Source organism: Furfurilactobacillus rossiae (assembly GCF_013394005.1).
Lineage (GTDB): Bacteria > Bacillota > Bacilli > Lactobacillales > Lactobacillaceae > Furfurilactobacillus > Furfurilactobacillus rossiae.
In genome coordinates this window covers 1,598,267-1,623,545 of record NZ_CP040586.1, presented here as the reverse complement: position 1 = coordinate 1,623,545, position 25,279 = coordinate 1,598,267, and the positions used below count along the sequence as shown (strand labels likewise).

Genomic DNA, 25,279 nt, shown 5'->3' with positions numbered 1-25,279 from the left:
AAATAACAAATACACTAAATTCATTGCTAAATTAAGTTATTTCAATTATTTGGAGGAATTATCATGAGCATTGCGAAGGCCCTTGAGGCTACGTTCACAAACGTCTCGATTATTAGTTCGATAACATCGACCGTTTTTATCATTTTGTTAGGTTTTTATTTACGTAAACGGGGCACCTTTGGTGAAACGTTTGGAAAAATTTTGTCAAAAGTGGTTTTGTCGGTTGCACTACCAGCTTTAGCGTTCAATTCATTTATGCAGCCAATCAGTCATGAAACTTTTACACAGGGTTTAAATGTTCTGATTTGGGGCATTTTAATCTATATCATCCTAATTTTCGTAACGCCGTTTTCGTATACGAAGTTTCCTAAGGATAAGCAAGAAACATTAGCTATTTTAACGACTTTTGGTTCAACAACATTCTTTGGTATTCCAATTGTTGGTGCCGTGTTTGGTGCAAAGGGGATTATGTATAGTTCCATTTTTAACATCGGTTACCGAATTTTCTTATATTCATATGCCTACATCAAAATGTCCGGATTGAAGATGGAAGCAAGCAATATCAAAAAAATGTTTTTAAATCCTATCGTTATTGCAACATTTGCTGGCTTGATTTTATGGATGATTCAAGACTTCATGCCAATGGTTGCTGTTAAGCAAGCTGTAAATGGCGTAATTGCGCCAAATGCACCAACCATCAACGTGGCTTTCTATCGGATTGACCAAACTGCACTTTGGTTGTTCAAACCACTGCAGTACTTGGGGAATTTGGCATCACCATTGGCTTGGCTTTCGATTGGTGCAACATTAGGTTCGATTTCCATGAAAGATGCAGCTTCTGATAAAGCCTCATGGTATTACAGTTTTAACAAGGTTATCTTGGTTCCTTTATTGAACTTAGTGCTGCTATTTATCCTAACGATTACTCACATTTTGCCAGTTAGTTACGTTGCCTTGGCAACCGTTATTATCATGATGGCAACGCCGACGGCTTCCGTAGCCTCGGCATACGCGATTAGTTTTGATCGGGATGCTGTATTAGCGTCAAATGCATCATTGATTTCAACGATTTGTGCCGTTGTTGCGACACCTATCTGGATTGCCTTGCTAGAGGTACTGAATCAGGTTGGAATTTTTAAATAATGACGTTCTTTGATTAAGGTTGAGGTGGATAATGATGTTCAAAATTACAGCATATGGTGTTCGTTCAAACGAAGTGTCGTATTTCAACGATTTAAATAAAAATCAGTATGAACTAAACTTAATAGGCGACTTGTTAACACATGAGAATGTCGAAACTGCTAAGGGTTCAGATGCCGTATTATTGCGTGCCAACTGTGTGGCCGATGCCACGAATTTGGCTAAGTTTAATGAATGGGGTATTAAATATGTCTTCACTCGGACGGTTGGCTTTAATCACATTGACTTGAAGGCCGCAGCTAGCTATAACATGAAAGTTGCACGAGTCCCAGCATACTCACCGTATGCAGTAGCAGAATTAGCGATGACACTGGGGATGATGTCCTTGCGTCACACGACATTGGCAACCAGCCGTGCTGAAGATGGTGACTTTACGGTGGCCCCAGCACTACTTTCCCGTGAAGTCCACAGCAGTACGGTAGGAATTATTGGTACTGGGAAAATTGGCGCAACGGAAGCGAGTTTATATAAGGGTATGGGTACAAGAGTACTGGGCTATGATCCTTACCCTTCGGATTTTGCACGTCAGTTTGTTACCTTTGTTGATCTCGATGAACTTTTGGCTGAATCAGATATTGTCTCGATTCATGTACCATATTTCCCAGGCCAAAATGAAAATATGGTTGATGAAGATTTTTTGAAAAAGATGAAAAATGACGCGGTTTTGGTTAATACTGCGCGTGGTGAGTTGGTGGATCATGGTGCCGTTTTGCAAGCATTACAAGCCAACACACTTGGTAGTTTTGCCACTGACGTTTTACCAGATGAAAAATTAATTTTTGGTCATCAATTTAGTGGTAAGTTACCAAACGAAATTGTTGAAAGTCTCCGTGAACTTTATCCTCGTGTTTTAATGACACCACATATGGGTTCATATACCAAACCGGCATTGACGGATATGATTGCTGTTAGCTATCAGAACTTTGAACAAGTATTAGCTAACGGTCATACTGATAATGACGTGAAGTTAGATTAAAGATTGCACATGCAAAAAGCGGTCACACCAAATTGGTGGGCCGTTTTTTCATCGCTAATTGTGACAAAAGGTGGTAAGAAATATTCTTGGAGAAGTTGTTCAATTGATAAATTCGTAAACTGTTAATGGTCGTCCTACTGCTAAATATTTAATACTGGACGATAGCTGATGCGTCTCGATTAAATAGTCTAAATATTTTTTGGTGGAAATTCTTGAAAGTTTTGCTGCTTGTGCGGCGTCTTGAACGGAAAAGGGTGCCTGTAAAGGTTGAATCGCGGTTGTCACGCGTTCCAGTGACAATCGAGACAATCCCTTAGGCAACGCTTGCGGAAACTGTGAGGACTGTGAGGTGGTCGGCGTAAATAATTGATCTAAGTCTTTTTGTGCCAATGAACCCGCATTTTTAAGTGATTGATATATTTGTAAGAATTTGGCCACTGCTTGTTTAAAGCGGTCGAATGTAAAGGGCTTAATTAAGTAGTCGAGGACACCATAGTCGATAGCTGCCTTAACATGTTCTGTATCATTTGCGGCCGTTAGCATGATTACTTGGGGATGTATTTCAAGGCGCATTAACTCTGTCAAAACCTCACTTCCGGACAGTTTCGGCATATAAACGTCCAGCAACATGAGATCCATAGGCCGTTGTTTTAGAATTGACAATGCGTCCATTCCATTGTCAATCTTAGTGAGACTTAGCTGGGTCGATGGAATAATCTTTTTAAGATATTGCTGATTAATCGCACTGACCATGGGATCGTCTTCAACAATTAAAACGTTCATCATATTAGTCATCGCCCTCCGATTTTTGATTAGATAGTGGTAATTCAACGTAAAAAGTAGTGCCTTGCGGGCGATTATTAGTCACTGATAGGTAGCCATTGCGGGCGTCAACGACCTGTTTAACGAGTACTAAACCGTAACCACGATCTCGTCCCTTAGTTGAATAGTGTTGCTCAAACATGTGAGCTTTAACTTCTTTTGAAATTCCGCAGCCATTATCTGTTACCTCAATGACCAAGATATTACTCTCATCGTCATAATTAATTGACAACGTGATTTCTGATTTAACATTGTCATTGTTATTAACAGCGTCAATTGCGTTATCGATGAGGTTTCCCAGGACTTTAATTAGATCCACACTTAAGGCTTCTGAAGCGACTTGCTTGGGAAGAAGACTATCAGGCGTGATGGTAAAGGCAACTTGCTGTTCATGAGCCTGGTTTAATTTCCCCATGAGAAATCCAGCTACAGCTGGCGATTGAATATGATTGTTTAGGTTACCGAATTGAGCTTGGTAATCTGCTGACGTATTGGTAATGAATCGTTGAACTTCGTCGTATTGATGCAATTCGATTAGACCGGAAACAGCCTGAAGTTTGTTTAGAAATTCATGCGTTTGTGCTCGCAGTGCCTGAATATATTGTGTTGTCCCAGCTAATTGGTCGGCTAGTAGTTGATATTCAGAACGATCACGTAATAATGCCATACTACCTAGGCGTTTGCCAGCAGAAATCAGTGGACTGGTCGACACAATTAATTCTTTAGACTGGATTAATACGGATTCATTAATCGTGCCTTTTGAACCCTTAAACGTCTGCCCAAATAAAGCGTCAAACAGGTCATCATCAAGTGGATCACCAATTGTCAGGGTCGGAAATAGTTCATTAGCGATATCGTTTGCTGTGATCAGCCGCCGTTGTTGATCAATTGCGATAAGTCCCTCGGACATACTGTCATTGATGACAGATAATTCAGTCACCCGAGTAGCGATTTCTTGGGGTTCCATTCCCAGTAGCCGGCGACGAATATGGGTTCCTAGCAACCAGGCGGCGATGATACCGATAATCAGACCAAGCAGTGACCCGATGACAATGGGAAACTCGGCGGCCCGTGTTTCACTATTGATCGATTTTTCCGTTAAGCCGACACAGACGATGCCAATTTGTTGATGCTTAGCATTGTAGATGGGGGTAAAAATTCGGTAACCATTTCCTAGCACACCTGTTTCACGAGAAAAATGTGTGTGACCGGTTAGAGACTTGGCGGCATCTTTTGGGGAACTAAACCGGTGACCAATGACCCGGGTGTCCGGATGTGAGTAACGGATTAGGCGACGGTTCATAACAACAATGAAATCGACATGAGTGGCGCGTTGAATTCGCTTGGTGTATCTTTGAATGTCGCCATGTGCTGATGGCTGTTTAGTTGTTAAATTATCTTTAACAACCGTACTTGTGGCAACAATTGTGGCCGTACTACGGATATTTTGCTTAATGTTTCGTTGTTGCGTTTGGACAACGTTGTGTAGTACGAGAAGTGCAGCAATGGATAAGGAAGTTGCGACCGTTAATAAAACCACTAGAATAATCGTTGTGCGTAGCGACCATTTGCGATGATCAGATTTTTTTTGCATGATGATTGATTGACTCCATTTAAAATAGCTTGATACTATAATTATACAGGTGTGCTAGCCCGTTAAGTCATCCGAATGTAAAATAATTGACGGTATTGAACGTTTATTCCAAACAAACAATTGTTGACTTTTTTGAGAAACACTATAAAATAGTAAGTAACTTTTAAAGAAGATCTCGACTTGATTACTAATGACCATGTCAGAATCTAGGAGGCTTTTTAATGACACCAATGACAGATTTAAGTAATGCACAATTAGACGATATTATTAAAAAAGACGGCAAAGTGATGTTATTCTTTAGTGCCACTTGGTGCCCTGACTGTGCTTTTATTAAACCAGTGATGCCGCAAATTGAATCCAAGTACGATCAATATCAATGGGTTCACGTGGATCGCGATGCAAATATCGACTTCGCTCAAGAGCTGGGCGTAATGGGCATTCCAAGCTTTGTTGCGTTTGAAAATGGTAAGGAAATCGGTCGCTTCGCTAACGCTGATCGGAAAACCCGTCAAGAAGTTGAAAGCTTTATTGATAAGTTAGAAGGACAGCCGGCATAAGCGTGTCCAGAATTGAACAGTAACGATTAAGGTCAATGTCGCTTGTCGGGGTTGGCCTTTTTTTAATTGTCGAGGAATGATTGATTATTTTAAACACGGGGATTTAGGGGGATGTGATATGCTAATGACAATAAAGGCACTGGGGAGGCAGACATGATAATAACCACAAGTGATCACGTCAGATTGGATTATACGGATGAGGGCAAAGGACAGCCAGTTGTTATTCTGACTGGCCTTGGTGGTGCAAAAGAAATTTGGCACGCGCAGGTTTCGGCACTAATTTCAGCCGGCTATCGCGTCATCAATGTGGACGCCCGCAATCAAGGCGCTTCGCAACATACTGCCAAAGGATTAAGAATTAGTCGCCACGGTATGGATCTTGCGGAAATGATCGATAAATTGCACCTTGTAAAGCCTATCCTGCTGGGGAACTCGATGGGCGCAGCGACTATTTTTGCTTATTTGTCATTATTTGGGGATGCAAACGTCACTGCGGTGATTGATTTAGATCAAAGTCCCAAAATGATCAATGACGCGGAATGGAAATTTGGTTTTAAAGATGTGACCTGGGCAGAGTTTCCGGACTTCTTCCGAATGCCATTGGGACCGTCCACATTCAAGCATATTGACGATGATACGTATCAACTTGTAACGGCTGTGGCTGCCACGTCTCCATACGATGCAGCACTCAATGAACCATTTTTGTTTGATCATGCTTTTGCAGATTGGCGCGATGTGATTCGTCAGATAAACGTGCCATTTCTAGTGATGGCAGGGGGCAAATCGCCGTACTTTAACCCTGAATTTGCCAGTGTAACTGCTAAGATGGCTGCACATGGTCAGTCAGTTGTTATTCCAAATGCTGGTCATATCTTAATGGCAGAACAAAGTGCGGCAACCAATGCGGCATTGTTGAGCTTTTTGAAAAACTTACCGCATGTGTGATTCTCCGGCAAATGGGCCGTATGATCTCCTTTAAGTTGAGCAAGTTATTTGGATAAATTGGAACTATGTGATACTATGAGCAAACAATAAATTGTTCGTCATGTTCATAAGGGAGGGCAGGGTAGCAATGGAGAAAACGTTAAATTATGCTGAGCAGGTACTTGCAGAAGCGGCAGATGGGCAAGATTACGAGTGGAAAACGGAATATACTGGTCATCCCACGATGCCAATGCGTATTCGTCATATGAACAATTGTGGTTTTGAATTCGAATTATCTCCTGCAGATTTTGCGGCTGGCAAGCGGTGTTATATTCATTTGCACTGTGGTTGGGTTGGTTCAAATTATTAGTTTCAATGAAGAGCGAGATTGTTAAATATTGTGTATTTAGAATTTAGGTGGTAGACCAAAAAAGCCAATCCTCGGGCTTGAGGATTGGTTTTTTATATGGCGTGATACTGGTGTTGCTGGCAATTTTTATAAAACTGTACTTGCACCATCATCCCACGCATCGACAAGCGTGAAGGTGACGTTATCGCTGCCACGTACCAATTTTGACACAGGGCAGCGACTTTCGGCGAGATCAAACCACGCCTGTGCGGTTTTACGGTCCACTTATGATTCTGGAATGTAGACATACACATCAACAAAGAATTGAAGACCGTGCGTATCATGAGCTTGATCAACGTCTACTCGTACCTTTGTTTGATGCTCGTAACCATCACGTTTTTCAATGGCTTCAAAAGTGGCGTTCAAACAGGTGGCTAAGGCCATTCCGAGTAGTTGTTCAGGATTAGTTCCATTGGTGTCATCGTTTGTATTCCGAATCTGTAGATCGACACGGTTCTTACCTTGAGCAAACGTGTGACCAGAAACACCGTCTTCGTTAACAATTGTCGTATGATATGTTGTCCGTGGTCGTGCGTCTTTTTCCATTTTGTAACCCTCCAAGCGAATTATATTAACAGCTTCATTCTACAGACTGACCAATAAAACAACAATCAATTAGCCTTATTGCTGTTTTTAAGACTGTTAAAATGTTTCAAAAAAATCCATCAATTTTGATATTTTTTAAAAGCGGTGTATATTAGAAATAGAATAAATGAAGGAGCGCACACATGGCGGATCAATTAGATGACGTATTAAAGTTACATGCTTTACATAATGGGGTTCTTGGCATTGAATCTGAAATGGCTGTTAAAAATCGATCGGATTTGGGCAAAGCGTACACACCAGGGGTTGCTACAATTTCAAAGATGTTGGCTAAAGATCCAAGTTTGCGAGATCACTATACGTTAAGCGGCAAGTTGGTAGCCGTGGTTTCTGACGGTTCGGCTGTTTTGGGTCTTGGCAATATTGGTCCGGCCGGTGCACTACCGGTTATTGAAGGTAAATCATTACTATATAAAGACTTAGCGGGTGTTAACGCTTTGCCATTATCAGTTGCTCAGGTATCCACTGACGAATTCGTCAGCACGATTAAAAATATTGCTGGCAGTTTTGCAGGTATTCATTTAGAGGATATTGCAGCGCCGAGATGTTTTGAGATTGAAGATCGGTTAAGCAAAGAACTCAACATTCCGGTTTATCATGATGATCAAGAAGGAACTGCTATTGTAGTGATGGCCGGCCTTTTGAACGCAGCCAAGGTTGTGAATAAACCATTTAACGATTTGCACATTTTGATTAACGGAGCCGGTGCATCGGGGATTGCGGTTGCTCGCTTGTTGTTTGCCGCTGGTGTGAAACACATTACACTAGCTGACATTCATGGTGTCGTTACGCCTGATGATGACCGTTATAACAAATTCCAGCGTGGCTTGGCGCGAGAATTGGGCACACAAACAACTGGTGCAACATTGCAAGAGGGCATTAAGGGCCAAGACGTGTTTGTCGGATTATCTGATGCAAACGTGCTCACCGGTGATGATGTGCGCAATATGGCCGATCAGCCGATTATTTTTGGCCTGGCCAATCCAGTGCCTGAAATTGATCCAGCAGTTGCTAAGGAGGCTGGTGCAGCGGTTATTGCGACAGGTTCTAGTCAATATCCAAACCAGGTTAATAACATTTTGGTCTTTCCAGGATTATATAAGGGGTTACTGGCCAGTGGTCTTAAACACGTCACGTTTGTTTTAGAAGCAACAACGGCTAAGGCGCTCGCTAGCTTAGTTGAACATCCGACAGCAGATCATATTGTACCAGGCGTATTCGATGATGGGGTTGTTCAGACAGTTGCTAAGGCAGTTGTTGATTTTGCGAAATAATTCGCTTTTTAAAGTTAAAAGATGCATTAAATTTAAAGACCGCTATTGGTGCAAAAAACGCTGATGGCAGTCTTTTGTTATTGACAAGTATTAATCGGCGAACGAGACAAAAATGATGGGTAGGCGTAAACTGTTAACCGTAATTTAAAGAGGAACGGAGAGAAAGTCGTGGCAGAAGATATATTTTCAACTGGTGAACCCCAAACAATCGATGACGTATTGGCAAACAAAGACGAGCGTGTGGCGCTTCAGCAAAGTTTAATCGCTAAATATCCGGGGAGAACAGTGGTGGCTTTAAAAATGAATATTCCCGGACCAATTAAAAATAATAGTGCTTTAGAAAAGTTATTCAAAGCCGGTGACGCACAGTTGAGAAGCATGATGACTCAACACCAATATGTCATCATTGATGATGAACATTGGAATCGTCCAACAGGCTCGGAAGCGGTTTATGTCGTTGATATGAAAGCTGATCAGGTCAAAAAATTGGCAGTTTCGTTTGAAGATGAGTTTACACTTGGCCGCTTATTTGATGCCGATGTATTGATGGGTAGTGATGGCGGTGCAAGGGCGTTATCACGAACTAACTTTGGTTTGCCGGCGCGAACCTGTTTAGTTTGCGGTCGGCCGGCTAAGGATTGTGCTCGTTCGCGTCGCCATAGCGTGACAGAATTGCAGGCCCACATTGCCGACATGTATACGACTTACTTTGGAGGACAGTTGCTATGACACTTGATTTGAGCGCCCAACAGTTGGCGTCAACACTTTCACAAGTAGGTGAACGGGCGCTCCTTTATGAAGTAGCTGTGAATCCAAAGCCTGGCTTGGTTGATCCCGTTTCCGCTGGTCCGCATCCTGATATGACGGTGTTTACTTTCATTGATAGTGCAACCAGTTTACGGGAATACTTGCACAGATGTGCGCTTGCCGGTCAGCGTTTTGAACAAACGGAAGGTGAATTGCCTGAACTGTTCGGTCAGTTACGACGTTTGGGACAGCATGCCGAGCAGATGATGTTTGAAACGACGAATGGTGTGAACACACATAAAGGTGCGATTTTTTCATTGGGCGTATTAGTTGCGGCGACAGCACAACAACTAACTGTTAATGACAAATATGCGACAAATGAAGTTATTGCCATTACCAAACAAATGCTTCAAGGATTAACTGAAAATGACTTCAAAAAGATCAAGGCGACTTCACCAGCGTCGCTAACAGCCGGTGAACGTCAATTTCTAAAGTATGGTAAGGCTGGTATTCGTGGTGAAGCGGAGGCGGGTTTCCCAACTGTGGTTGAACTAGCATTGCCATTTTTACGGCAACGTCAGGGAACAACGATGGAACGTTTGCTTGATACATTAATGCGCATTGCCGGCAACACGGATGATTCAAATTTAATCAAACGGGCTGGTGACGCAAAAATCACTGATTGGATGCACGTTCAAAGTAATCATTATTTCGAATTAGGTGGCAGTCGAACATCAGCTGGTCAAGTTTTCTTAAAACAGCTGAACGAAATATTTTTGTCACGTAATTTGAGTCTCGGTGGCTCGGCAGATCTGCTCATTTTAACGATTTACTTTGCCCTGTTAGAGGGACAACTTCGTTAAGTTTGAAAATTAAAAAGGACACAGATCAAATGACGATTATTGTAATCGCTTGATCTGTGTCCTTTTATAGTTGTCAATAACAAAACGCTGATAAATAGGCTTATCCTTTGCCTAATCGCCATTCGGTTAAACCGTAAACAATGCCGCTAAGCACTGCTAGGCCCAACATTATGTTCATAACTGCAAAAGCACCGAACACAGCAGCAATCAATACACCAATCAATGTGATAATAACAATCCATAATGCGATAAGCTGAACGGTTGTATTATGTTCTGCGTGTACGCCTTGCTGCGCTCCTAAAGTGGTACCCGCTCCTGTTGGCGTCGAATCAATAGCTTTTTCAGCATTATTTTTATCTGACATGATCAGACCTCCAGACGTGTTTTTTTGATAAAACTAATTATATTATTAATTTAATGCTGTTGGCATTCAAAAGCAATCATCTGTTATTCTCCATTCGTTATAAATCTGACGCCGGATAATAACTTTTTTATGGTAGAAAATCACTGTTGCGCTTTTAAGTCGTGATTCACGCTATTAGCTAACCAGCGCGAATACAGCCAGTATCCGAGCCACGACACAATATACCAAGTGGCAAAGCCAACAAATGTGAGTGAAATGCTAACCGTCGTCAATGGCATCCAGTGAAAGATGCCGGCAAAGATCAGATAGATAATTGATGTAAACACAATAATCAACGCATATTTAATCACTGGTTTGATCGACAACCACTGTAGTAGATTGATAAACGTGAGGCTTAGACAAAATAGCCAAACCTCAATAATCAATTGATGAATGTGCGGTATTCGTGAAATCAATAGGTTTAAGACGATAAAAAAATTGCCAATTGAAAAAGACGTGAGAAAGCTTTTGAATAAACTCGTCATTTTTTGTGCCATGATATAACCCCCAAAACTGTTATTTACTTTTGTGTTTGCAATGTTTTAATGCGTTGGCGTAATAAGGGGACAAACCGCCGAGAAACAGCGACTTGCTGACCGTTTTTTAAATGTGCCGTCATTGTTCCAGAAAAAGAAGCTACCAATGAGTCCAAGTACCTTAAGTTGATGGTCGCAGACTGCGAGACTAAGGCAAAAGAATGTTGTGTGAGTTTTTCCATCATTTTTGATAGGGCGCCACGAACATGGAAAATATTGCTCGTTGTCGTGATCGTCAGGTCCTTATTCTGAACTTCAACTGTGATGATCTCTGGAATCTGAATAATGCTCATCCGACCGTTTTCGTGAATCACGATTTGATTGTCACCTTCGTTATACTCGGTAATGTAGCCAATCAAGTTAGTGACACTGTCCGTTTGTGCTCGGGCATAAACGACAACGGAAGTGTCGGATTGATCAATTTGTTTATATGTGACTTTCATATGAATCACCTCTATTTGATGAACTAAGCTTATTAAACGAGCGGCTTAAAAACAATGATTTGCGCGTGAATGGTTGGAAATGTGGCGAAAGTGGTATTGAAGTTCAAAAATGTGCATTTTGCCTTACCTGGGCATAGAATGATGTTATCAATTACTAGGAGGAAAGATTATGTCAGAGCGTTTATCAGGTAAGGTCGCCATTGTTACAGGTGCCGCCGCAGGAATTGGTCAAGCCATTGCGGAGGCCTTTGTTAAAGAAGGGGCCAAAGTTGTTGTTACCGCAGATCATAATGTTGATGGCGGACAAAAGGTTGCCAGTAAATTAGGTGACGCAGGCTTGTTTGTTCAGCAAAATGTGGTCAAAGAGGATGATTGGAAAAAAGTTATCTCAGCGGCTGAAGATAACTTCGGAAAAGTTGACATTGTCGTTAATAATGCCGGTATTGGCGGTAAGAATGGCCCTGTTGAAGACTTATCATTAGCTGACTGGCAGCAAGTGATCGACGTAAACCTTACCGGGAATTTCCTAGGTGTTAAATACGGTATTCAGGCGATGAAGAAGAATGGTGGTGCAGGTTCAATCATCAACATTTCCTCAATCGCCGGTCTTCGTGGGTTACCAATGGCCGCTGCTTACTCTTCAAGTAAGGGTGGCACGCGGTTGTTGACCAAGGCGGCTGCTCTATCTGCAGCCCATGAAGGACTGAAAGTTCGAATCAATTCTGTTCATCCAGGTTGGGTTGACACAGCAATTATTCCGGATGAGGTTCGTGATTCTGTTGTTAAAACAATTCCAATTGGAGAAATGGGCCAGCCGTCAGACATTGCTAATATCTGTGTTTTCCTAGGCTCTGATGAATCGAAGTATGCTACTGGTGCTGAATTTACAATTGACGGTGGGCAAAACGCCTGAGTTTATTAAAGTAGACCAATTAAGCGCTCTCTAAAAAATTAGGGGGGCGTTTTTTTGGTGTAACTGTAATTTAAACGTGAATAATACCAATGCATTGAACATTGAGATTAACGAATTTTGTTAATGCCAATGTTGATAATGAAGCTGTTGATAATAACTTCTTTCCGTGGTCTTGACCACAGATTGTGTAAATGTGTTAATTGTGCCTATAAAACGGATGTTGTATGATGCAATTGCTGTTTTTGAGTTAGGTAGACCACTTTAGATAATTGACATGGTTGCTAAATATTTAAGTGCCGCTGCGCAAGAAGAAATAGACATTTTAAGCGTAGTGGCAGAGGGCACAATTGTCAGATCTTACTTTTATATGTATGTAACAATATGCATTTTCAAAGGTGGTGCACTAACTATAATAGTTCTGCATAATGCCCATTATTGACTGCCACATTTTTATTTTCAATTCATTTAAAATTGAGGTTTCCGTTTGGTTAAAGGGCTGTTATACTACACATATGACATGCTTAAACTTTTCTTAATGTTTTAAGCATAATTCAGAAAACATGGGAAGTGCTGAGAATGGGAACAGAGCAAAGTAATCGTGTTCTGGCTGCCATTGGGGCCGTTAGTGCCATTTTAGCAGCTGGTGGATCATCAGTATTTGCATCACAAATTAAAGCGCAGAAAAACGACGCACCGTCAGGTTATACGCGACACACACATGTGTCACTACAATCGATAGAAACCCTAAATAAGGTTAAGGACGGTGCTGATCGTCAAACCTCTGTCATTTATACGGGACATAATGGTGCACTGGATAACGTTAAGGTTCAAACTATGCAACCAGTTTTGCGCACCGTCAACGTTCAAACGTCGCCACAGCATACATATGCAGTCAAAACCGGGGACAGTTTATGGTCGATTGCGGCCGCAAAGGATACCACTGTTGGTGAATTGATGGCCAATAACCAACTCACTAGTTCTATTATTCATGTTGGTCAGAAGCTGTCCTTAGAGGAGCCGCAAAATTCAAGTAGTGAAGCATCGGCAACGACTGCTTCGGCTGCACCGATTGAAACTGAAGAGGCTCTTAAGACAGTCAACCTTGTTTCTGCAGTTGATAGTAAAGGTGATCAGACAAAAGATGATACCGTCGTGCAAAGTGATGTTAAGGCAACTTCCACGGATAAAATTGCTAATGATAGTGCAGACGGTTTGAATTCAACCGTTGTTACTTCTGCTGCGACATCTGCTACTGTTGCAGTTTCAGCGGTGTCTGCAAGTAAAAGTAAAGCCACGACATCTATAGCACCTACAAGCCAGCAGACTAAGGCTGTCACGACTAACAATGGCATCTCAACCTTGGCAGCAGACAAAACGGGAACATCTCACGTTAGTTCAACTGCTACTTCAACACAGACCGCGACGTTGAGCTCCTCAAAAGTAGCGACCAGCAGTGTTGCAACGTCTGTCTCCAGTTCGACTATGCAGTTGAAGAGTCAATCTAATAGTGATGTTTCAAACGTCGTAACATCGAATGCGACAATTAAGCAGACAAATTCTATTTCTTCACAAGCGGTGCCTGCTTCGTCAGCATCTGCCCAAGCATCGACGTCTACCCAAACGAATGAGCCAACCCAGTCAACTACGTCACAAGCCGCCACCGCAACGGTTAGTGCGGCACCAACACCATCTCAGCCAAATTACACGGCTGATCAGTCAACACGGACAAAAGTTGTCCAGACTGCTGTTGATTATCAGAATCAACAAGTGCCATACGTTTGGGGCGGTGCGTCGACTCAAGGTGCTGATTGTTCAGGACTTGTTCAACAGGCCTACGCATCAGCCGGTGTTTCGTTGCCACATAATACTGTAGCGCAAGAAGCATATTTTAACGCTCAACCTGTTAATGCAGCCCAACCAGGTGACGTTTTGTTTTGGGGACCGCAGGGTGCGACATATCACAATGCCATTGCAATTGGTGATAGTCAGTACATCGCAGCACCTGAACCAGGAAAGAACGTTCAAACGTACACGATGGATGGTCAAACCTTTATGCCGAGTTTCTCAGGGAGTTTGCGTCAGTAAGATGTTTGGATAGTTCAACGATGACGAAATAGACTGTTGTAAGTGTTTCCGGCTAATTTGTATGACACTTAACCGATTATCGAAATATGACATTTTGGAAACAAAATAATTCTAAAGCAAGTTGAACGTTTTACAAATGAAAATTTAGACCCGTTTCCATACAGATACAAACCCCGTCAAAATCGAATATTGCCATATACACTATAAAAGAAAAAAATAATTTAAAATGAACGTTGAAATACTTCAAAAATGACACAAAAAATCCTTGGTCAAAAGTATTCACAGTTTGGCTGAAAGGTGTTATAGTCACTTATGAATTTGAAGGAGCTTTAATTGCTACCGTCATAATCTGGGTCGTCGACCTATAGTATGAAATGGAGTGTTAAAGATGAGTAACAAGTTAGAGATTCTTGAAGAATACCGCGAAGCTACACATGAATTAGCGGAACTCCAAGATGAATCGAGCGCGTCAACACATCGGATGGCATCGCATGATCAGATCGATTCCCTCAGGGGTAAGTGTGACCAACTGGATGCAATTCTCGAGGCCATGGACGCTGCTGAAGATTAATATGTAATCAAACAAAAAGGGTGATCGCCAGATTTTTTGGCGGTCATCCTTTTTGTTGCTTTAATTAAGTTTTCAGTACTTGCCGGATCGAAGTGCATCATGGATTGTATTAGCAATTACGTTACGACCCAGCAATTCATCCTGCCAGTCTCGTGGCAGTGACGTCAGGCCACCCCTAATTGCTGCAAGGCCACCAGCGATGCTTGCGATGGTGTCTGTGTCACCACCAAGATTGATGGCGTTCAGAACAAGATCATGATAATCCGTAAAGCGGTTGAGTAACCACCAGACGCTTTCTGTAGTATCAACGACATAGCCGCTGGTGTTAAGCTGAGCGGCAGCCAGCTTATAGAAAGCAGGATCAAGAAGACGATTGTACTGGGGCAGCTCGCCGGCTAACTCCGTACGGTTCTGGACGATTTGCTGCACATCTTGGACCGCTTGAGTGAGAAACCGATTGGTCCAACCAGTTGATTCTATAAGCCGTGTTAAGAGCGCAGAGTAAAGTAAGCAGGCGACAGTTGAACGAGCATGGCGATGTGTTAGTTCAGCAACTCCGATAATTTGATCAACTAGCTCCGGCCGGTTTACTAATGTTTGACCCTTGTCCAATTGATGAATAGCCCATAGTGCGACTGGTAACATACGCATAAGCGCACCATTACCGTTGTTTTTGACATCGGCGCTACCCGCGTCTCTAGGGTCATGTGTTTCACTGTAATGACGTAGTGCTTGGCGAGTTCCGTTACCGACATCAAAAGTTTCATGAGCAGGGGTGAAATCTGCATCGTTTAACCAAGCTATGAAGTTATTCATGACTGGCTCTAATGGAATAGCGGTGTCAGTTGCGTTAGCTGCAATTGCAGCTAGGGTAGCAAGCGTCATGCTAGTATCGTCCGACCAGGTACCGGGCAATGTTTGATAGGCACCCATAAGCATTTCATGTACTGGATTTTGTTGCAACTTTTCGTAACTTTTAAATTGTGTTGACTGACCAAGGGCGTCACCGATAGCGATACCGTAAATGCCTGCGGTTAATGCTGCTGATGTATGGTTCATGTGCAAGACTCCTCTGAGATTAGTAAGACTTTTCATGATGAAATAAATGAGAAGAAAATTTAGCTACACTACTTTGCATGTCGGATAGGGGCAAACCAAAATGGATATTGTTCAACAGAGAGATAAATATCAAAGAAACGATTCCCCATTTCTTCACCGTCAACCTGACCGTATTCTAAAGACGATATTGTCAGATGCAAATGCTCGGCCTGATAATGATGAACATTTTTAAAATTCAGATGACGCCCAAAAGCCATCATGATAAACAAAAAAATGAATTTTGGTAGAATCATTTTTTCCGCGATAATGAGCGATAGTTTTCGATCATGAACGTTTGCGATAGGCAAAATGGGAACACCACCACCGAAGTAAGGGTGGTTGCTTGTTGTTACCAAGAAACCATTGTCAAAAATATCACGACGGTTACCAACATGAACCGTAACAGGAAAGGCACTTTGCTGTCCTAGCACCTTGATGAGTTGTCCAATATAGGCCAGGTTGCCTAAGTGTAAACGGTTGAGCAAGCCCTTTTTAGTACTGTGATTCGCAGCACTAACAATTGCGGCATCGAAACCAATACCAACATTATTAACGAAGTAACGTTGTTCATGTTGGGTTGTTTCATCATAATGACCGATGTCCAACATTTCCGGCTCAGTGGCTGTTAGAATCTGTTTGAGCGCGTTTGAAGCGTTGCGGGATACCTGTGCGCCTCGTGCAAAATCATTGCCAGAACCGGCAGGGATGTACGCTAGCGGCAAGGGAACGGCTACATCGACCTTTTTTAGCCCATTTAGTGCTTGATTGAGAGTACCATCACCGCCAACGACCAAAACAATATGTGAACCCATAGGGACATTTGCATGATGTTTCGCGTACTGTTCAGCAAGAAGAATCGCATGCTCAGCATATTTTGTTTCATTCATTTGATATTCAATTCCCAGTTGATCCAGCTGTGGTTGAATCGTTTGCCAAACATTGTTTGCGTAACCGCGGCCAGCGTGACGGTTTAAAATGACGTAAAGGTGACGGGTCATAACAGTTCCTCTCAATATGAAACACTTTCTCTTTATTCAGTATACGAAATGAGCGACGGATGAGGTGGAACCATTAGTAGTTGTTTAAGGTTTCTTAAAGAACATTGTGCATAAGAAAACCGGTTCCTCTGATGAAGAACCGGCAGCAATCAACGATTTTTTGCATCGTGTTGATTATTATTCGTTTGTGGCTTGTGTTTCAGCTTTGGCATTAACTTCGCGCCGTGCTGGTGAATTACGATGTGTGGCAGGCTTTTTGTGAGGTGCATTTGTGCTAGTCATAATCAATTCTGGCAGAATCATCGGATGACGTTCAGTCTTCTCATACAAGAAACTTTGCAAGTCGTCGATGATGGCTGTTCGAATCGAGGCTTCTGTTGCATTGTCATCACGCATTGCGCGACGAATGGTACGGAACACCCGACGACGACCTTCATTAATCATGTCACCAGATTCACGCATGTAGACAAAACCACGACTGAGAAGGTCAGGGCCGGCCTGAATTTCCTTGTTTTTAAGATCAATTGTCGCAACAACGACAACTAATCCTTCTTCGGACAACATCTGACGGTCATGTAAGACGACGTTGCCAATGTCACCGACACCATTGCCATCTACATACACATCGCCAGCGTTGAAATGACCAGCGACACGGGCAGAATCAGCGGTGAGGGCCAATACATCCCCGTTTTGCAGAATAAACGTGTGATCTTCTGGAACATCACATAATTGTGCAAGTTGTGTATGGATCTTCTGCATTCTGTACTCACCATGGATTGGCATGAAGTACTTTGGCTTGATTAATCGAAGCATTAACTCCTGATCAACCTGACCACCATGTCCTGAAGTATGGATGTTGTTAACAGCACCATGAATAACTTCAGCACCAGCTTCTTCTAGTTCGTTAATGACCCGGTTAACACTAGTTGTGTTACCAGGAATTGGGTTACTAGAAAAGATGACTGTATCGTTTGGTTGAATCGAAATCTGTCGGTGGGTACCGTTAGCAATCCGTGATAGGGCGGCCATTGGTTCACCTTGAGAGCCAGTACATAAAATCAGTGTTTCATTCGCTGGAATATTGCGAAGCTCGGAAGCATCAACCAAGACGTCATCAGGGATATTAAGGTAGCCGAGTTCACGACCATTAACTAGGGCTGCTTCCATTGATCGACCAAATACGGCGATTTTCCGATGATGTTCAATGGCCGCTTCGGCAGCTTGTTCAATACGTGAAATGTTTGATGCGAAAGTGGCGAAAATGATTCGACCATCAATTTTGTCAAACAACTTGTGGATTGAGTGGCTGACCCAGCGTTCAGACTTAGTAAATTCTGGCCGTTCGGCATTCGTTGAGTCAGAAAGAAGACACAAGACACCTTCTTCGCCAAGCTTCGCCATTTTTTGCAAGTTCGGTGCAGGCGTGTTGATTGGCGTGAGGTCAAACTTAAAGTCACCAGTTTGAACAATCGTACCAGAAGGAGTCTTAACTGCGACACCAAGAGTATCGGGAATACTGTGGGTGGTTCTGAAGAACGAAACACTCGTCTTTCTGAACTTCAGCACAGTGTCCTCATCGATTTCGTGCAGTTCAGTTGTTTCCAGCAAGCCGTGTTCTTCCAATTTGTTTTTAATGAGTGCCATTGGAAGTGGACCTGCATAGATTGGTACATGAATTTGTTGGAGTAAAAATGGAATACCACCGATGTGGTCTTCGTGTCCGTGGGTGATGACAAGCGCCTTAATTTTGGATTCGTTTTGTTTAAGGTAAGAGTAGTCCGGAATCACGTAATCAATTCCCAGCAATTCGTCTTCGGGGAACTTAATGCCGGCATCAATCATAATGATTTCATCCTGAAACTGGACACCATAAGTGTTTTTCCCAATTTCGCCTAATCCACCAACTGCGTAAACTGCGGTTTCGTTATTTTTAATATTGAGTTTTGCCATAAGCTAAAACTCCGTTAACTTGTAGTTGGCGCCTTTTTGCTCGTATTCCAAAGCGTTGCCTTCAAGTGGTTCCAAATATTCAACATTGTACTCAGTGTTAGCTTCAACGGTGCTCATTGCTTCGGCTTCATTATCAGCCTCAATGTATAATGAGTGAGTGTCTTCCCGTTTAGGGTTACGAACTTTTGATTCTTGATAATAAACTTTGAAAATCATGTGTAAAAATCTCCTATATATAATGAATTTTTATTGTATGAAAAACAGAACCGTCACACCTAAGCGAGGCGGTTAACAAACGAAAAATTAAGGTGTTTTCTCCCGAACAGCGGTTGCGCGAACACAACATTTGAGTTCAATATTACCATAGCCGGCGGTCGATGTACACTCACACGACGCACTGCCAGTGTATTCAGACCCCATTTACAGAGTTACTTGCTAGCATAAGGGATCATTTCCAGAAAACACCGATTGTTTTGCCGTCAGCTAGCGGTTACTGACGAGAAGATATGGTAAAATTAAGTGTAGAAACGGAGGGGTTCTGAATGAAACTGGCACTAATCATTATTATAGGAATTATCTTCGCATATTTAATTTATCATTATATTCATCGCTTGATTATTCGCCGGGCGACAAGCATTGTTCGTAACGATGCTCAGGCGACGACAGAAAGCGCCATGAAGAGTGCGTTGAATCAGTTGGCTGACGAACACACCTTGAGTCAAAACCAAAATCATTTTACGGCGTCTGACACTGTGGCTGACGTGTGGGGTCGCGGCGTGATGGCTTTTGAATTCAGTATCACCGCTGATAATTTGCAAGCGGATCAACTGCCAACTTTAAGGCGCCCATTAAACAATGCGCTGGGCGAGTATGCAGTTAAAAATCATGTCAAACGGTTATCGACGAGTCACCCCACGTTTGTTGTGACTGATTTGTGGTTATTTGAGGGGCAGTTGCACATTGATGTAGCCTATTTAATGAATGAATCTACCATTGAATATGTACAGGATCTTAAACGACTTAATCCTTCAGAAAAAATGCCAGCGTCCAATGCCGAGGATAATCATTAAGAATCATCATTTAAACGTTAACTTTACACTTCTAGTGAAACAAAAATCCGTTTTGAATTAGTATAATTGCTAATTCAAGACGGATTTTTTTAGTTCACATTAATTATGATGTACCGAGTTTTCACTCAAGTTGTCGTCGATTGTATCCAACATGGTCGACAAAGCGGTTAAGTCCGTGCTGCTGAGACCTGAAAAGGTCAGGTCATTAACATGCTGTAATTGCTCGTTTATCTTGTCAATCAAATGAGCCCCGTCATTGGTGAGCAAGACACGCCATGCTCGTCGATCCGTAGCCGTCTTGACCTTGCGTACAAAGCCTAAGTTGATCAATTGATCTAATCGTCGCGTAACATTGCTAGGACTGAGGTAAATCCGCCGATACAACTGATCCTGCGTTAAACCGGTTTTGGCATCGATCTTTAAAAGGAGATAATAATTGCTTGCCGAGAGATTAAGCGGTCGTAATTGATCGTCAAGCAACGCTGTTAATTTTCTTGAGGCGGTGTTTAGCTGGGCAATAAGATCATCGTTTAATGCTGAAAATGCCATGATTACTTACCTCCAGGTACTTAGCCAATCAGCAGAGTGTTTTCTTCGGCCGCAAAGGGTTGCTCCTTATTAATATGGTCGTAAAACAACACACCGTGCAGATGATCAATTTCATGCTGACAAACAATGGCGGGATAATTCTTCAACCGAACTTTGTGGTCGTTACCGTCGACATCCTGATAGCGTAAAGTAATGCGGTCAGCGCGTGGCACGTAACCGGGTTTATCTTCATCCACTGATAAGCAGCCTTCACCTTCGGACAGCGCGCCAAGCTGGACAGATTGGCTAACGATGACGGGATTGATAATTACATCCTTAAAGACTGGGTTGTCTTGAGCTTCCTGGGCAGCTTTTAAGACATCATCATGATTATCTGGATCATCTGGTTCTACAGGCGAGGGTACAAGGACGGCTGCCATTTGAATGGAAACGTCCACTTGTGGGGCGGCTAAACCGACTCCTGCCCGGAGACCGTACTTTTCAGCAAGGTCCGGATTTTGACTAACTTCCAGATATTTCATCATGTCCTTTGCAAGTTGTTGGTATTCCTGACTAAGCGGAAAGGTTACCTTGTCAGCGTACTTACGTAAGGTAGGGTTACCATCCCGAATAATGTTGTCCATTAATATCACGTGCTGTTCCTCCTCATATACTACTAACAAATAGTGTACCATACGCTAGAAATTTCGGAACGGCTAAGCATAAAGATGAATAGAAATAGAAAGTCAATAAATGAGCGCAAAGTATTGATACTTCGCCCTTTGAAGGCCGATATGTCCGTTAAGTAAGCTAACAACGATTCGTGAAAACCAACGCAAAGAAAACTTATTTTAGAGTTATTAAAATTGTTTTCAAAGTATAAAAATATTGGCATGTGAAACGTGAAAGAAGTATGAAAACGGGATTGCCTATTTAATAAGCAGGGAAAAAGTTTATGTAACAGCGTTTTATGGTCGATTGGTTGGTTGCTATACAAAAAGCACTAAAAATGTTCAGAAACTTCACAAGTAAATGGGTTGTGTCAAGGACAATTGTGAGATTTTTAACAATTATGAAACCCCTTGCAAACGATTTCTATCTAGCGTTACAATTGTCGGTGAAAGATGAAAGCGCATACATTTGCTTGTTGCAAGTCTTAGACAGTGAGCGGATGGAAGCTGTCATCAGAAAAAGAAAGGAATGTGTGCATTATGGCAAACAACGATTCATCTAAGCCAATTGTAGACTTTGCTGCGATTAAGGAAAATCTCGGTAGTGAATACAAAATGGTTCAAGTTCTAGACGGTTCTGCCAAAGTTGTTAATCAAGAGGTGTTTGACTCCTTTAGTGATGAACAATTGGTTGATTTCATGAAGAAAATGGTTTGGGAACGTGCTTTACATGAGCAGACCATGAGCTTTTCACGTCAAGGTCGGTTGGGGTTCTACGCTCCAACGGCTGGTGAAGAAGCCAGTGAAATGGGCAGTGTCTCAGCTTTTGAACCTCAGGATTTCTTGTTCCCAGCTTACCGTGACCTACCACAACTGATTCAACACGGTGGTTCAGTTGAAAAAGGCTTCTTATGGTCACGTGGTCACGTTAAGGGTAATCAATATGATCCAAAGTATCGTGCATGGATGCCACAAATTATTATCGGTGCTCAATTCGTAGAAGCTGCCGGTGCTGCTTTAGGAATTAAGAAGAACGGTGAAAACAACGTTGCCTTTGTTTACACCGGTGATGGTGGGACTTCGCAAGGTGATACTTATGAAGGCTTGAACTTTGCTGGGGCCTTCCAAGCACCATTAGTTGCTATCATTCAAAATAACGGCTTTGCAATTTCTGTTCCACGGAAGAAGCAAACGGCTGCCACAACGTTGGCTCAAAAGGCTGTTGCTGCTGGGATGCCTTCTGTTCAGGTTGACGGGATGGATATTTTGGCTGTTTACTCCGTTGCTAAAGCTGCTCGTGAATACGCTGCGGCAGGCAATGGCCCAGTATTGATTGAAACCTTGACTTACCGTTATGGTGCCCACAGCTCAGCCGGTGACGATCCTTCACGTTACCGTACTAAAGAAGAAGAAAAACCTTGGCATGATAACGACCCATTAATCCGTTTGCGGAAGGTACTGGAAGATAAAGGGCTTTGGTCCGATCAACGGGAAAGCGACTATGTTGACGAATGCAAGACACAGTTCAAGGCTGACTTGAAAGCTGCCGATGCAGAACCTAAACAAACAAATGTTGAAATGTTAAAGAACACGTTCGAAGTACCAACTCCGAACATCAAGGCACAAATTGCCGAATTTGAAGCAAAGGAGTCGAAGTAATCATGGCTACGAAAACTTATATTCAAGCGATTACTGACGGACTTGATCAGGTCTTAAGCGACGATGACAAGACGTTAATCTTCGGTGAAGATGTCGGTAAAAACGGTGGTGTTTTCCGTACCACTCAAGGATTACAAGACAAGTACGGCGAAGACCGGGTATTTGATACACCATTGGCTGAATCAGGTATTCTTGGTTTGGCAATGGGGCTAGCAGCAACTGGCTGGCGGCCACTTCCTGAAATCCAATTTATGGGTTTCACATTCGAAGCCGTTGACTCAATTGCTGGTCAAATGTCGCGGACGCGGTTCCGTTTCGGTGGTGAAAAGAATATGCCAATCACGATTCGGACACCATTTGGTGGTGGGACACACACCGCTGAAATGCACTCAGATAACTTGGAAAGCTTCTTCACTGACGTTCCTGGATTACGTGTGGTAACACCTTCCAATCCTTACGATGCAAAAGGCTTGATTATTTCAGCTGTTGAAAACAACGACCCCGTATTGTTCATGGAAAACTTGAAGTTGTACCGTTCCATGAAGGCTGAAGTGCCAGATGACAAGTACACGGTTCCGTTGGACACTGCCAAAGTGGTTCGCGAAGGAACTGACATCACCGTTGTTGCTTACAGTGCTGAGGTTAATGAAGCACTGAAGGTAGCTGACAAACTGGCTAAGGAAAACATTTCTGTTGAAGTTATCGATTTGGTTTCCCTATCGCCAATTGACACAGACACAATCTTCAAGTCAATCGACAAGACGCATCATGTTGTGATGGTTCAAGAAGCACAACGGATGGCTGGTGTTGGTGCGACGGTTGTATCTGACATCGCTGAAAACGACATTCTTTCATTGGACGCCCCAATTGGACGGGTAGCCGCTCCAGACAGCATTTATCCATTTGCTTTGGCTGAAGACGACTGGATTCCGGATGCCGCTGAAATTGAAGCAAAGGTTCGTGAAATCCTCACATACTGATACTGACGTTTGAAAATCAGATCAGACGGGGTTACCCGTAAATTCGATGAAAGGAAGATATTCCATGTCCTACAAATTCAAATTGCCAGAACTTGGTGAAGGAATGGCCGAAGGTGAAATTGCTGCTTGGGATGTTAAGGAAGGCGACAAGGTCGCTGAAGATGACACCCTGGTAGAAATTCAAAACGATAAGTCCGTTTCAGAATTACCATCACCAGTTGCTGGTACTGTTAAAAAGATTTTTATGCAAGCAGGTGAAACTGCTAAGATTGGCGATCCACTGGTTGAGATCGATGATGGTTCACCTGACACACCTGATGATGACGCTGCGCCTGCAGCACCAGCTGAGGCTTCTGGTGCACCTGAAAGTGCTGCGCCAGCGCCAGAACCTGCTGCCACACCAGCGCCTGCAGCACCAGCCGCTCCGGCTACCGGTGCCAACCCGAACCCTGTATTGAGTAACCCAAGTAAACTTGTGTTGGCAATGCCTTCGGTTCGTCAGTACGCTCGTGACAACAATGTTGATATTTCAATTGTTGCTCCAACCGGCAAGCATGGTCAGGTATTAAAGAGTGACGTTGATGCCGCTAAGAATGGCGCAGCACCAGCTGCAACCACTGCTGCACCGGCTGTCGCAGCGAGTGCTCCTGCTGACACTGCCGCAGCTCCAATCAAGCCATACGTTTCCGCAACATCTGATCTTGAAACACGTGAACCAATGTCAATGACACGGAAGGCTATTGCTAAAGCAATGGTTACATCCAAGCACACTGCACCACATGTAACATCATTTGATGATGTCGATGTGACTGCATTGATGGCTAACCGGAAGAAGTACAAGGCAATTGCCGCTGACCGTGACATTCATTTGACCTTCTTGCCATATGTTGCCAAGGCGTTGGTTGCCGTCTTAAAGGACTTCCCAACCTTGAATGCGTCAATTGATGACAGTACTCAAGAAATTGTTTACAAGCACTATTACAACATTGGTATTGCTACGGACACACCACATGGTCTGTATGTACCAAATGTTAAGAATGCTGATTCCAAGGGCATGTTTGAAATTGCTAAAGAAATCGCTGATAACACCCAGAAGGCTCAAGACAACAAGCTGTCAGCCGCTGAGATGTCCGGTGGTTCCATCACCATTAGTAACGTTGGTTCTATCGGTGGTGGCTGGTTTACGCCAGTTATTAACTACCCAGAAGTTGCGATCCTTGGTGTTGGTAAGATTGCTAAAGAACCATATGTCAGCGACGATGGTGAAATCGTTGTTGGTAACATGTTGAAGCTGTCACTGAGTTATGACCACCGTTTGATTGATGGTGCAACTGCCCAACGCGCATTGAACGAGTTGAAGCAATTGTTGCACGACCCAGACATGCTGTTAATGGAGGGATGATTT

At 42.9% G+C, this 25,279-nt stretch carries 27 protein-coding genes; 15 read left to right on the top strand and 12 right to left on the bottom strand.

Going from position 1 to position 25,279, the window contains the following annotated elements; translation table 11 throughout:
• Positions 1-63 precede the first annotated feature (63 nt).
• Positions 64-1,143: an AEC family transporter gene (locus tag LROSL1_RS07740; protein WP_017262070.1), complete on the top strand. Its 1,080-nt coding sequence runs from the start codon at positions 64-66 to the stop codon at positions 1,141-1,143.
• 34 nt (positions 1,144-1,177) lie between these two features.
• The gene (locus LROSL1_RS07735) at positions 1,178-2,176 is read left to right on the top strand and encodes an NAD(P)-dependent oxidoreductase (RefSeq protein ID WP_178914943.1); all 999 of its coding nucleotides are present in this window, start codon (positions 1,178-1,180) and stop codon (positions 2,174-2,176) included.
• Positions 2,177-2,275: 99 nt separating this feature from the next.
• Here LROSL1_RS07735 and LROSL1_RS07730 read toward each other — a convergent pair whose 3' ends face one another.
• A complete protein-coding gene (locus LROSL1_RS07730) occupies positions 2,276-2,962 on the bottom strand; it encodes a response regulator (protein ID WP_178914254.1) in 687 nt (228 codons plus the stop codon).
• A gap of 1 nt (position 2,963) precedes the next feature.
• Entirely contained in the window at positions 2,964-4,592 is a 1,629-nt protein-coding gene (locus LROSL1_RS07725) for an ATP-binding protein (protein WP_178914253.1), read from the bottom strand.
• A gap of 221 nt (positions 4,593-4,813) precedes the next feature.
• Here LROSL1_RS07725 and LROSL1_RS07720 point away from each other — a divergent pair, with 221 nt between their 5' ends.
• The 3 genes from LROSL1_RS07720 to LROSL1_RS07710 all read left to right on the top strand — a co-directional run bounded on the left by LROSL1_RS07720 (position 4,814) and on the right by LROSL1_RS07710 (position 6,443).
• On the top strand, positions 4,814-5,149 hold the full coding sequence (locus LROSL1_RS07720; protein WP_017262066.1) for a thioredoxin family protein: 336 nt from the start codon (positions 4,814-4,816) through the stop codon (positions 5,147-5,149).
• Between the two features lie 153 nt (positions 5,150-5,302).
• Entirely contained in the window at positions 5,303-6,094 is a 792-nt protein-coding gene (locus LROSL1_RS07715; protein WP_178914252.1) for an alpha/beta fold hydrolase, read from the top strand.
• A 127-nt stretch (positions 6,095-6,221) separates the two neighbouring features.
• A complete protein-coding gene (locus LROSL1_RS07710) occupies positions 6,222-6,443 on the top strand; it encodes a hypothetical protein (RefSeq protein WP_017262064.1) in 222 nt (73 codons plus the stop codon).
• Positions 6,444-6,707: 264 nt separating this feature from the next.
• On the opposite strand, the gene LROSL1_RS07705 is transcribed toward LROSL1_RS07710, so the two are convergent.
• Positions 6,708-7,028, bottom strand: coding sequence for an OsmC family protein (locus LROSL1_RS07705; RefSeq protein ID WP_225440508.1), 321 nt, complete (start codon positions 7,026-7,028; stop codon positions 6,708-6,710).
• Positions 7,029-7,210: 182 nt separating this feature from the next.
• On the opposite strand from LROSL1_RS07705, the gene LROSL1_RS07700 reads away from it, so the two are divergent.
• The 3 genes from LROSL1_RS07700 (at position 7,211) to LROSL1_RS07690 (ending at position 9,969) form a co-directional block, all read left to right on the top strand.
• Positions 7,211-8,359, top strand: a complete 1,149-nt coding sequence (locus LROSL1_RS07700) for an NAD(P)-dependent malic enzyme (RefSeq protein WP_017262062.1) — start codon at positions 7,211-7,213, stop codon at positions 8,357-8,359.
• 168 nt (positions 8,360-8,527) lie between these two features.
• Positions 8,528-9,088 carry a citrate lyase holo-[acyl-carrier protein] synthase gene (citX, locus tag LROSL1_RS07695; RefSeq protein WP_178914251.1) on the top strand — a complete coding sequence of 187 codons (561 nt, stop codon included), beginning with the start codon at positions 8,528-8,530 and terminating at the stop codon, positions 9,086-9,088.
• On the top strand, positions 9,085-9,969 hold the full coding sequence (locus LROSL1_RS07690; protein ID WP_178914250.1) for a triphosphoribosyl-dephospho-CoA synthase: 885 nt from the start codon (positions 9,085-9,087) through the stop codon (positions 9,967-9,969). The genes citX and LROSL1_RS07690 overlap by 4 nt, the downstream gene beginning before the upstream one ends.
• 100 nt (positions 9,970-10,069) lie before the next feature.
• On the opposite strand, the gene LROSL1_RS07685 is transcribed toward LROSL1_RS07690, so the two are convergent.
• The 3 genes from LROSL1_RS07685 to LROSL1_RS07675 all read right to left on the bottom strand — a co-directional run bounded on the left by LROSL1_RS07685 (position 10,070) and on the right by LROSL1_RS07675 (position 11,351).
• Positions 10,070-10,333, bottom strand: coding sequence for a hypothetical protein (locus LROSL1_RS07685; protein ID WP_178914249.1), 264 nt, complete (start codon positions 10,331-10,333; stop codon positions 10,070-10,072).
• A 140-nt stretch (positions 10,334-10,473) separates the two neighbouring features.
• Positions 10,474-10,869 (bottom strand): DUF3021 family protein, encoded by a 396-nt coding sequence (locus LROSL1_RS07680; protein WP_178914248.1) that lies wholly within the window; start codon positions 10,867-10,869, stop codon positions 10,474-10,476.
• 23 nt (positions 10,870-10,892) lie between these two features.
• The gene (locus tag LROSL1_RS07675; RefSeq protein WP_178914247.1) at positions 10,893-11,351 is read right to left on the bottom strand and encodes a LytTR family DNA-binding domain-containing protein; all 459 of its coding nucleotides are present in this window, start codon (positions 11,349-11,351) and stop codon (positions 10,893-10,895) included.
• Between the two features lie 169 nt (positions 11,352-11,520).
• Between LROSL1_RS07675 and LROSL1_RS07670 the strand changes: the two genes are divergently transcribed.
• The 3 genes from LROSL1_RS07670 (at position 11,521) to LROSL1_RS07660 (ending at position 14,920) form a co-directional block, all read left to right on the top strand.
• Positions 11,521-12,264 (top strand): glucose 1-dehydrogenase, encoded by a 744-nt coding sequence (locus LROSL1_RS07670; RefSeq protein WP_178914246.1) that lies wholly within the window; start codon positions 11,521-11,523, stop codon positions 12,262-12,264.
• Between the two features lie 576 nt (positions 12,265-12,840).
• Positions 12,841-14,349 carry an NlpC/P60 family protein gene (locus tag LROSL1_RS07665; protein WP_178914245.1) on the top strand — a complete coding sequence of 503 codons (1,509 nt, stop codon included), beginning with the start codon at positions 12,841-12,843 and terminating at the stop codon, positions 14,347-14,349.
• A gap of 388 nt (positions 14,350-14,737) precedes the next feature.
• Positions 14,738-14,920, top strand: coding sequence for a hypothetical protein (locus LROSL1_RS07660; RefSeq protein WP_017262054.1), 183 nt, complete (start codon positions 14,738-14,740; stop codon positions 14,918-14,920).
• A gap of 72 nt (positions 14,921-14,992) precedes the next feature.
• Here the strand turns inward: LROSL1_RS07660 and LROSL1_RS07655 are convergent, their stop codons facing one another.
• From LROSL1_RS07655 to LROSL1_RS07640, 4 genes are all read right to left on the bottom strand, one after another.
• Positions 14,993-15,979: an ADP-ribosylglycohydrolase family protein gene (locus LROSL1_RS07655; RefSeq protein WP_178914244.1), complete on the bottom strand. Its 987-nt coding sequence runs from the start codon at positions 15,977-15,979 to the stop codon at positions 14,993-14,995.
• A 68-nt stretch (positions 15,980-16,047) separates the two neighbouring features.
• The gene (locus LROSL1_RS07650; protein ID WP_178914243.1) at positions 16,048-17,016 is read right to left on the bottom strand and encodes a diacylglycerol/lipid kinase family protein; all 969 of its coding nucleotides are present in this window, start codon (positions 17,014-17,016) and stop codon (positions 16,048-16,050) included.
• A 177-nt stretch (positions 17,017-17,193) separates the two neighbouring features.
• The gene (gene rnjA, locus LROSL1_RS07645) at positions 17,194-18,966 is read right to left on the bottom strand and encodes a ribonuclease J1 (RefSeq protein ID WP_178914242.1); all 1,773 of its coding nucleotides are present in this window, start codon (positions 18,964-18,966) and stop codon (positions 17,194-17,196) included.
• Between the two features lie 3 nt (positions 18,967-18,969).
• Positions 18,970-19,182 carry a DNA-directed RNA polymerase subunit epsilon gene (locus LROSL1_RS07640; RefSeq protein ID WP_017262050.1) on the bottom strand — a complete coding sequence of 71 codons (213 nt, stop codon included), beginning with the start codon at positions 19,180-19,182 and terminating at the stop codon, positions 18,970-18,972.
• Between the two features lie 326 nt (positions 19,183-19,508).
• Here LROSL1_RS07640 and LROSL1_RS07635 point away from each other — a divergent pair, with 326 nt between their 5' ends.
• Positions 19,509-20,036, top strand: coding sequence for a hypothetical protein (locus LROSL1_RS07635; protein ID WP_178914241.1), 528 nt, complete (start codon positions 19,509-19,511; stop codon positions 20,034-20,036).
• Positions 20,037-20,135: 99 nt separating this feature from the next.
• Here LROSL1_RS07635 and LROSL1_RS07630 read toward each other — a convergent pair whose 3' ends face one another.
• Together LROSL1_RS07630 and LROSL1_RS07625 are read right to left on the bottom strand one after the other, a co-directional pair.
• Positions 20,136-20,585, bottom strand: coding sequence for a MarR family winged helix-turn-helix transcriptional regulator (locus LROSL1_RS07630; protein WP_178914240.1), 450 nt, complete (start codon positions 20,583-20,585; stop codon positions 20,136-20,138).
• Positions 20,586-20,605: 20 nt separating this feature from the next.
• Positions 20,606-21,217, bottom strand: coding sequence for a peptide deformylase (locus LROSL1_RS07625; protein ID WP_178914239.1), 612 nt, complete (start codon positions 21,215-21,217; stop codon positions 20,606-20,608).
• Positions 21,218-21,775: 558 nt separating this feature from the next.
• On the opposite strand from LROSL1_RS07625, the gene pdhA reads away from it, so the two are divergent.
• The 3 genes from pdhA to LROSL1_RS07610 all read left to right on the top strand — a co-directional run bounded on the left by pdhA (position 21,776) and on the right by LROSL1_RS07610 (position 25,276).
• Positions 21,776-22,894: a pyruvate dehydrogenase (acetyl-transferring) E1 component subunit alpha gene (gene pdhA, locus LROSL1_RS07620; RefSeq protein ID WP_178914238.1), complete on the top strand. Its 1,119-nt coding sequence runs from the start codon at positions 21,776-21,778 to the stop codon at positions 22,892-22,894.
• 2 nt (positions 22,895-22,896) lie between these two features.
• Positions 22,897-23,874, top strand: coding sequence for an alpha-ketoacid dehydrogenase subunit beta (locus LROSL1_RS07615; protein ID WP_017262044.1), 978 nt, complete (start codon positions 22,897-22,899; stop codon positions 23,872-23,874).
• A gap of 64 nt (positions 23,875-23,938) precedes the next feature.
• A complete protein-coding gene (locus tag LROSL1_RS07610) occupies positions 23,939-25,276 on the top strand; it encodes a 2-oxo acid dehydrogenase subunit E2 (protein WP_178914237.1) in 1,338 nt (445 codons plus the stop codon).
• The last annotated feature ends 3 nt before the right edge of the window (positions 25,277-25,279 follow it).

Bases quoted from the DNA above. Each gene is read 5' to 3' on its own strand.
- LROSL1_RS07740 (WP_017262070.1), top strand. From the start codon at position 64: ATGAGCATTGCGAAGGCCCTTGAGGCTACGTTCACAAACGTCTCGATT.
- LROSL1_RS07735 (WP_178914943.1), top strand. From the start codon at position 1,178: ATGTTCAAAATTACAGCATATGGTGTTCGTTCAAACGAAGTGTCGTAT.
- LROSL1_RS07730 (WP_178914254.1), bottom strand. From the start codon at position 2,962: ATGATGAACGTTTTAATTGTTGAAGACGATCCCATGGTCAGTGCGATT.
- LROSL1_RS07725 (WP_178914253.1), bottom strand. From the start codon at position 4,592: ATGCAAAAAAAATCTGATCATCGCAAATGGTCGCTACGCACAACGATT.
- LROSL1_RS07720 (WP_017262066.1), top strand. From the start codon at position 4,814: ATGACACCAATGACAGATTTAAGTAATGCACAATTAGACGATATTATT.
- LROSL1_RS07715 (WP_178914252.1), top strand. From the start codon at position 5,303: ATGATAATAACCACAAGTGATCACGTCAGATTGGATTATACGGATGAG.
- LROSL1_RS07710 (WP_017262064.1), top strand. From the start codon at position 6,222: ATGGAGAAAACGTTAAATTATGCTGAGCAGGTACTTGCAGAAGCGGCA.
- LROSL1_RS07705 (WP_225440508.1), bottom strand. From the start codon at position 7,028: ATGGAAAAAGACGCACGACCACGGACAACATATCATACGACAATTGTT.
- LROSL1_RS07700 (WP_017262062.1), top strand. From the start codon at position 7,211: ATGGCGGATCAATTAGATGACGTATTAAAGTTACATGCTTTACATAAT.
- LROSL1_RS07690 (WP_178914250.1), top strand. From the start codon at position 9,085: ATGACACTTGATTTGAGCGCCCAACAGTTGGCGTCAACACTTTCACAA.
- LROSL1_RS07685 (WP_178914249.1), bottom strand. From the start codon at position 10,333: ATGTCAGATAAAAATAATGCTGAAAAAGCTATTGATTCGACGCCAACA.
- LROSL1_RS07680 (WP_178914248.1), bottom strand. From the start codon at position 10,869: ATGGCACAAAAAATGACGAGTTTATTCAAAAGCTTTCTCACGTCTTTT.
- LROSL1_RS07675 (WP_178914247.1), bottom strand. From the start codon at position 11,351: ATGAAAGTCACATATAAACAAATTGATCAATCCGACACTTCCGTTGTC.
- LROSL1_RS07670 (WP_178914246.1), top strand. From the start codon at position 11,521: ATGTCAGAGCGTTTATCAGGTAAGGTCGCCATTGTTACAGGTGCCGCC.
- LROSL1_RS07665 (WP_178914245.1), top strand. From the start codon at position 12,841: ATGGGAACAGAGCAAAGTAATCGTGTTCTGGCTGCCATTGGGGCCGTT.
- LROSL1_RS07660 (WP_017262054.1), top strand. From the start codon at position 14,738: ATGAGTAACAAGTTAGAGATTCTTGAAGAATACCGCGAAGCTACACAT.
- LROSL1_RS07655 (WP_178914244.1), bottom strand. From the start codon at position 15,979: ATGAACCATACATCAGCAGCATTAACCGCAGGCATTTACGGTATCGCT.
- LROSL1_RS07650 (WP_178914243.1), bottom strand. From the start codon at position 17,016: ATGACCCGTCACCTTTACGTCATTTTAAACCGTCACGCTGGCCGCGGT.
- rnjA (WP_178914242.1), bottom strand. From the start codon at position 18,966: ATGGCAAAACTCAATATTAAAAATAACGAAACCGCAGTTTACGCAGTT.
- LROSL1_RS07640 (WP_017262050.1), bottom strand. From the start codon at position 19,182: ATGATTTTCAAAGTTTATTATCAAGAATCAAAAGTTCGTAACCCTAAA.
- LROSL1_RS07635 (WP_178914241.1), top strand. From the start codon at position 19,509: ATGAAACTGGCACTAATCATTATTATAGGAATTATCTTCGCATATTTA.
- LROSL1_RS07630 (WP_178914240.1), bottom strand. From the start codon at position 20,585: ATGGCATTTTCAGCATTAAACGATGATCTTATTGCCCAGCTAAACACC.
- pdhA (WP_178914238.1), top strand. From the start codon at position 21,776: ATGGCAAACAACGATTCATCTAAGCCAATTGTAGACTTTGCTGCGATT.
- LROSL1_RS07615 (WP_017262044.1), top strand. From the start codon at position 22,897: ATGGCTACGAAAACTTATATTCAAGCGATTACTGACGGACTTGATCAG.
- LROSL1_RS07610 (WP_178914237.1), top strand. From the start codon at position 23,939: ATGTCCTACAAATTCAAATTGCCAGAACTTGGTGAAGGAATGGCCGAA.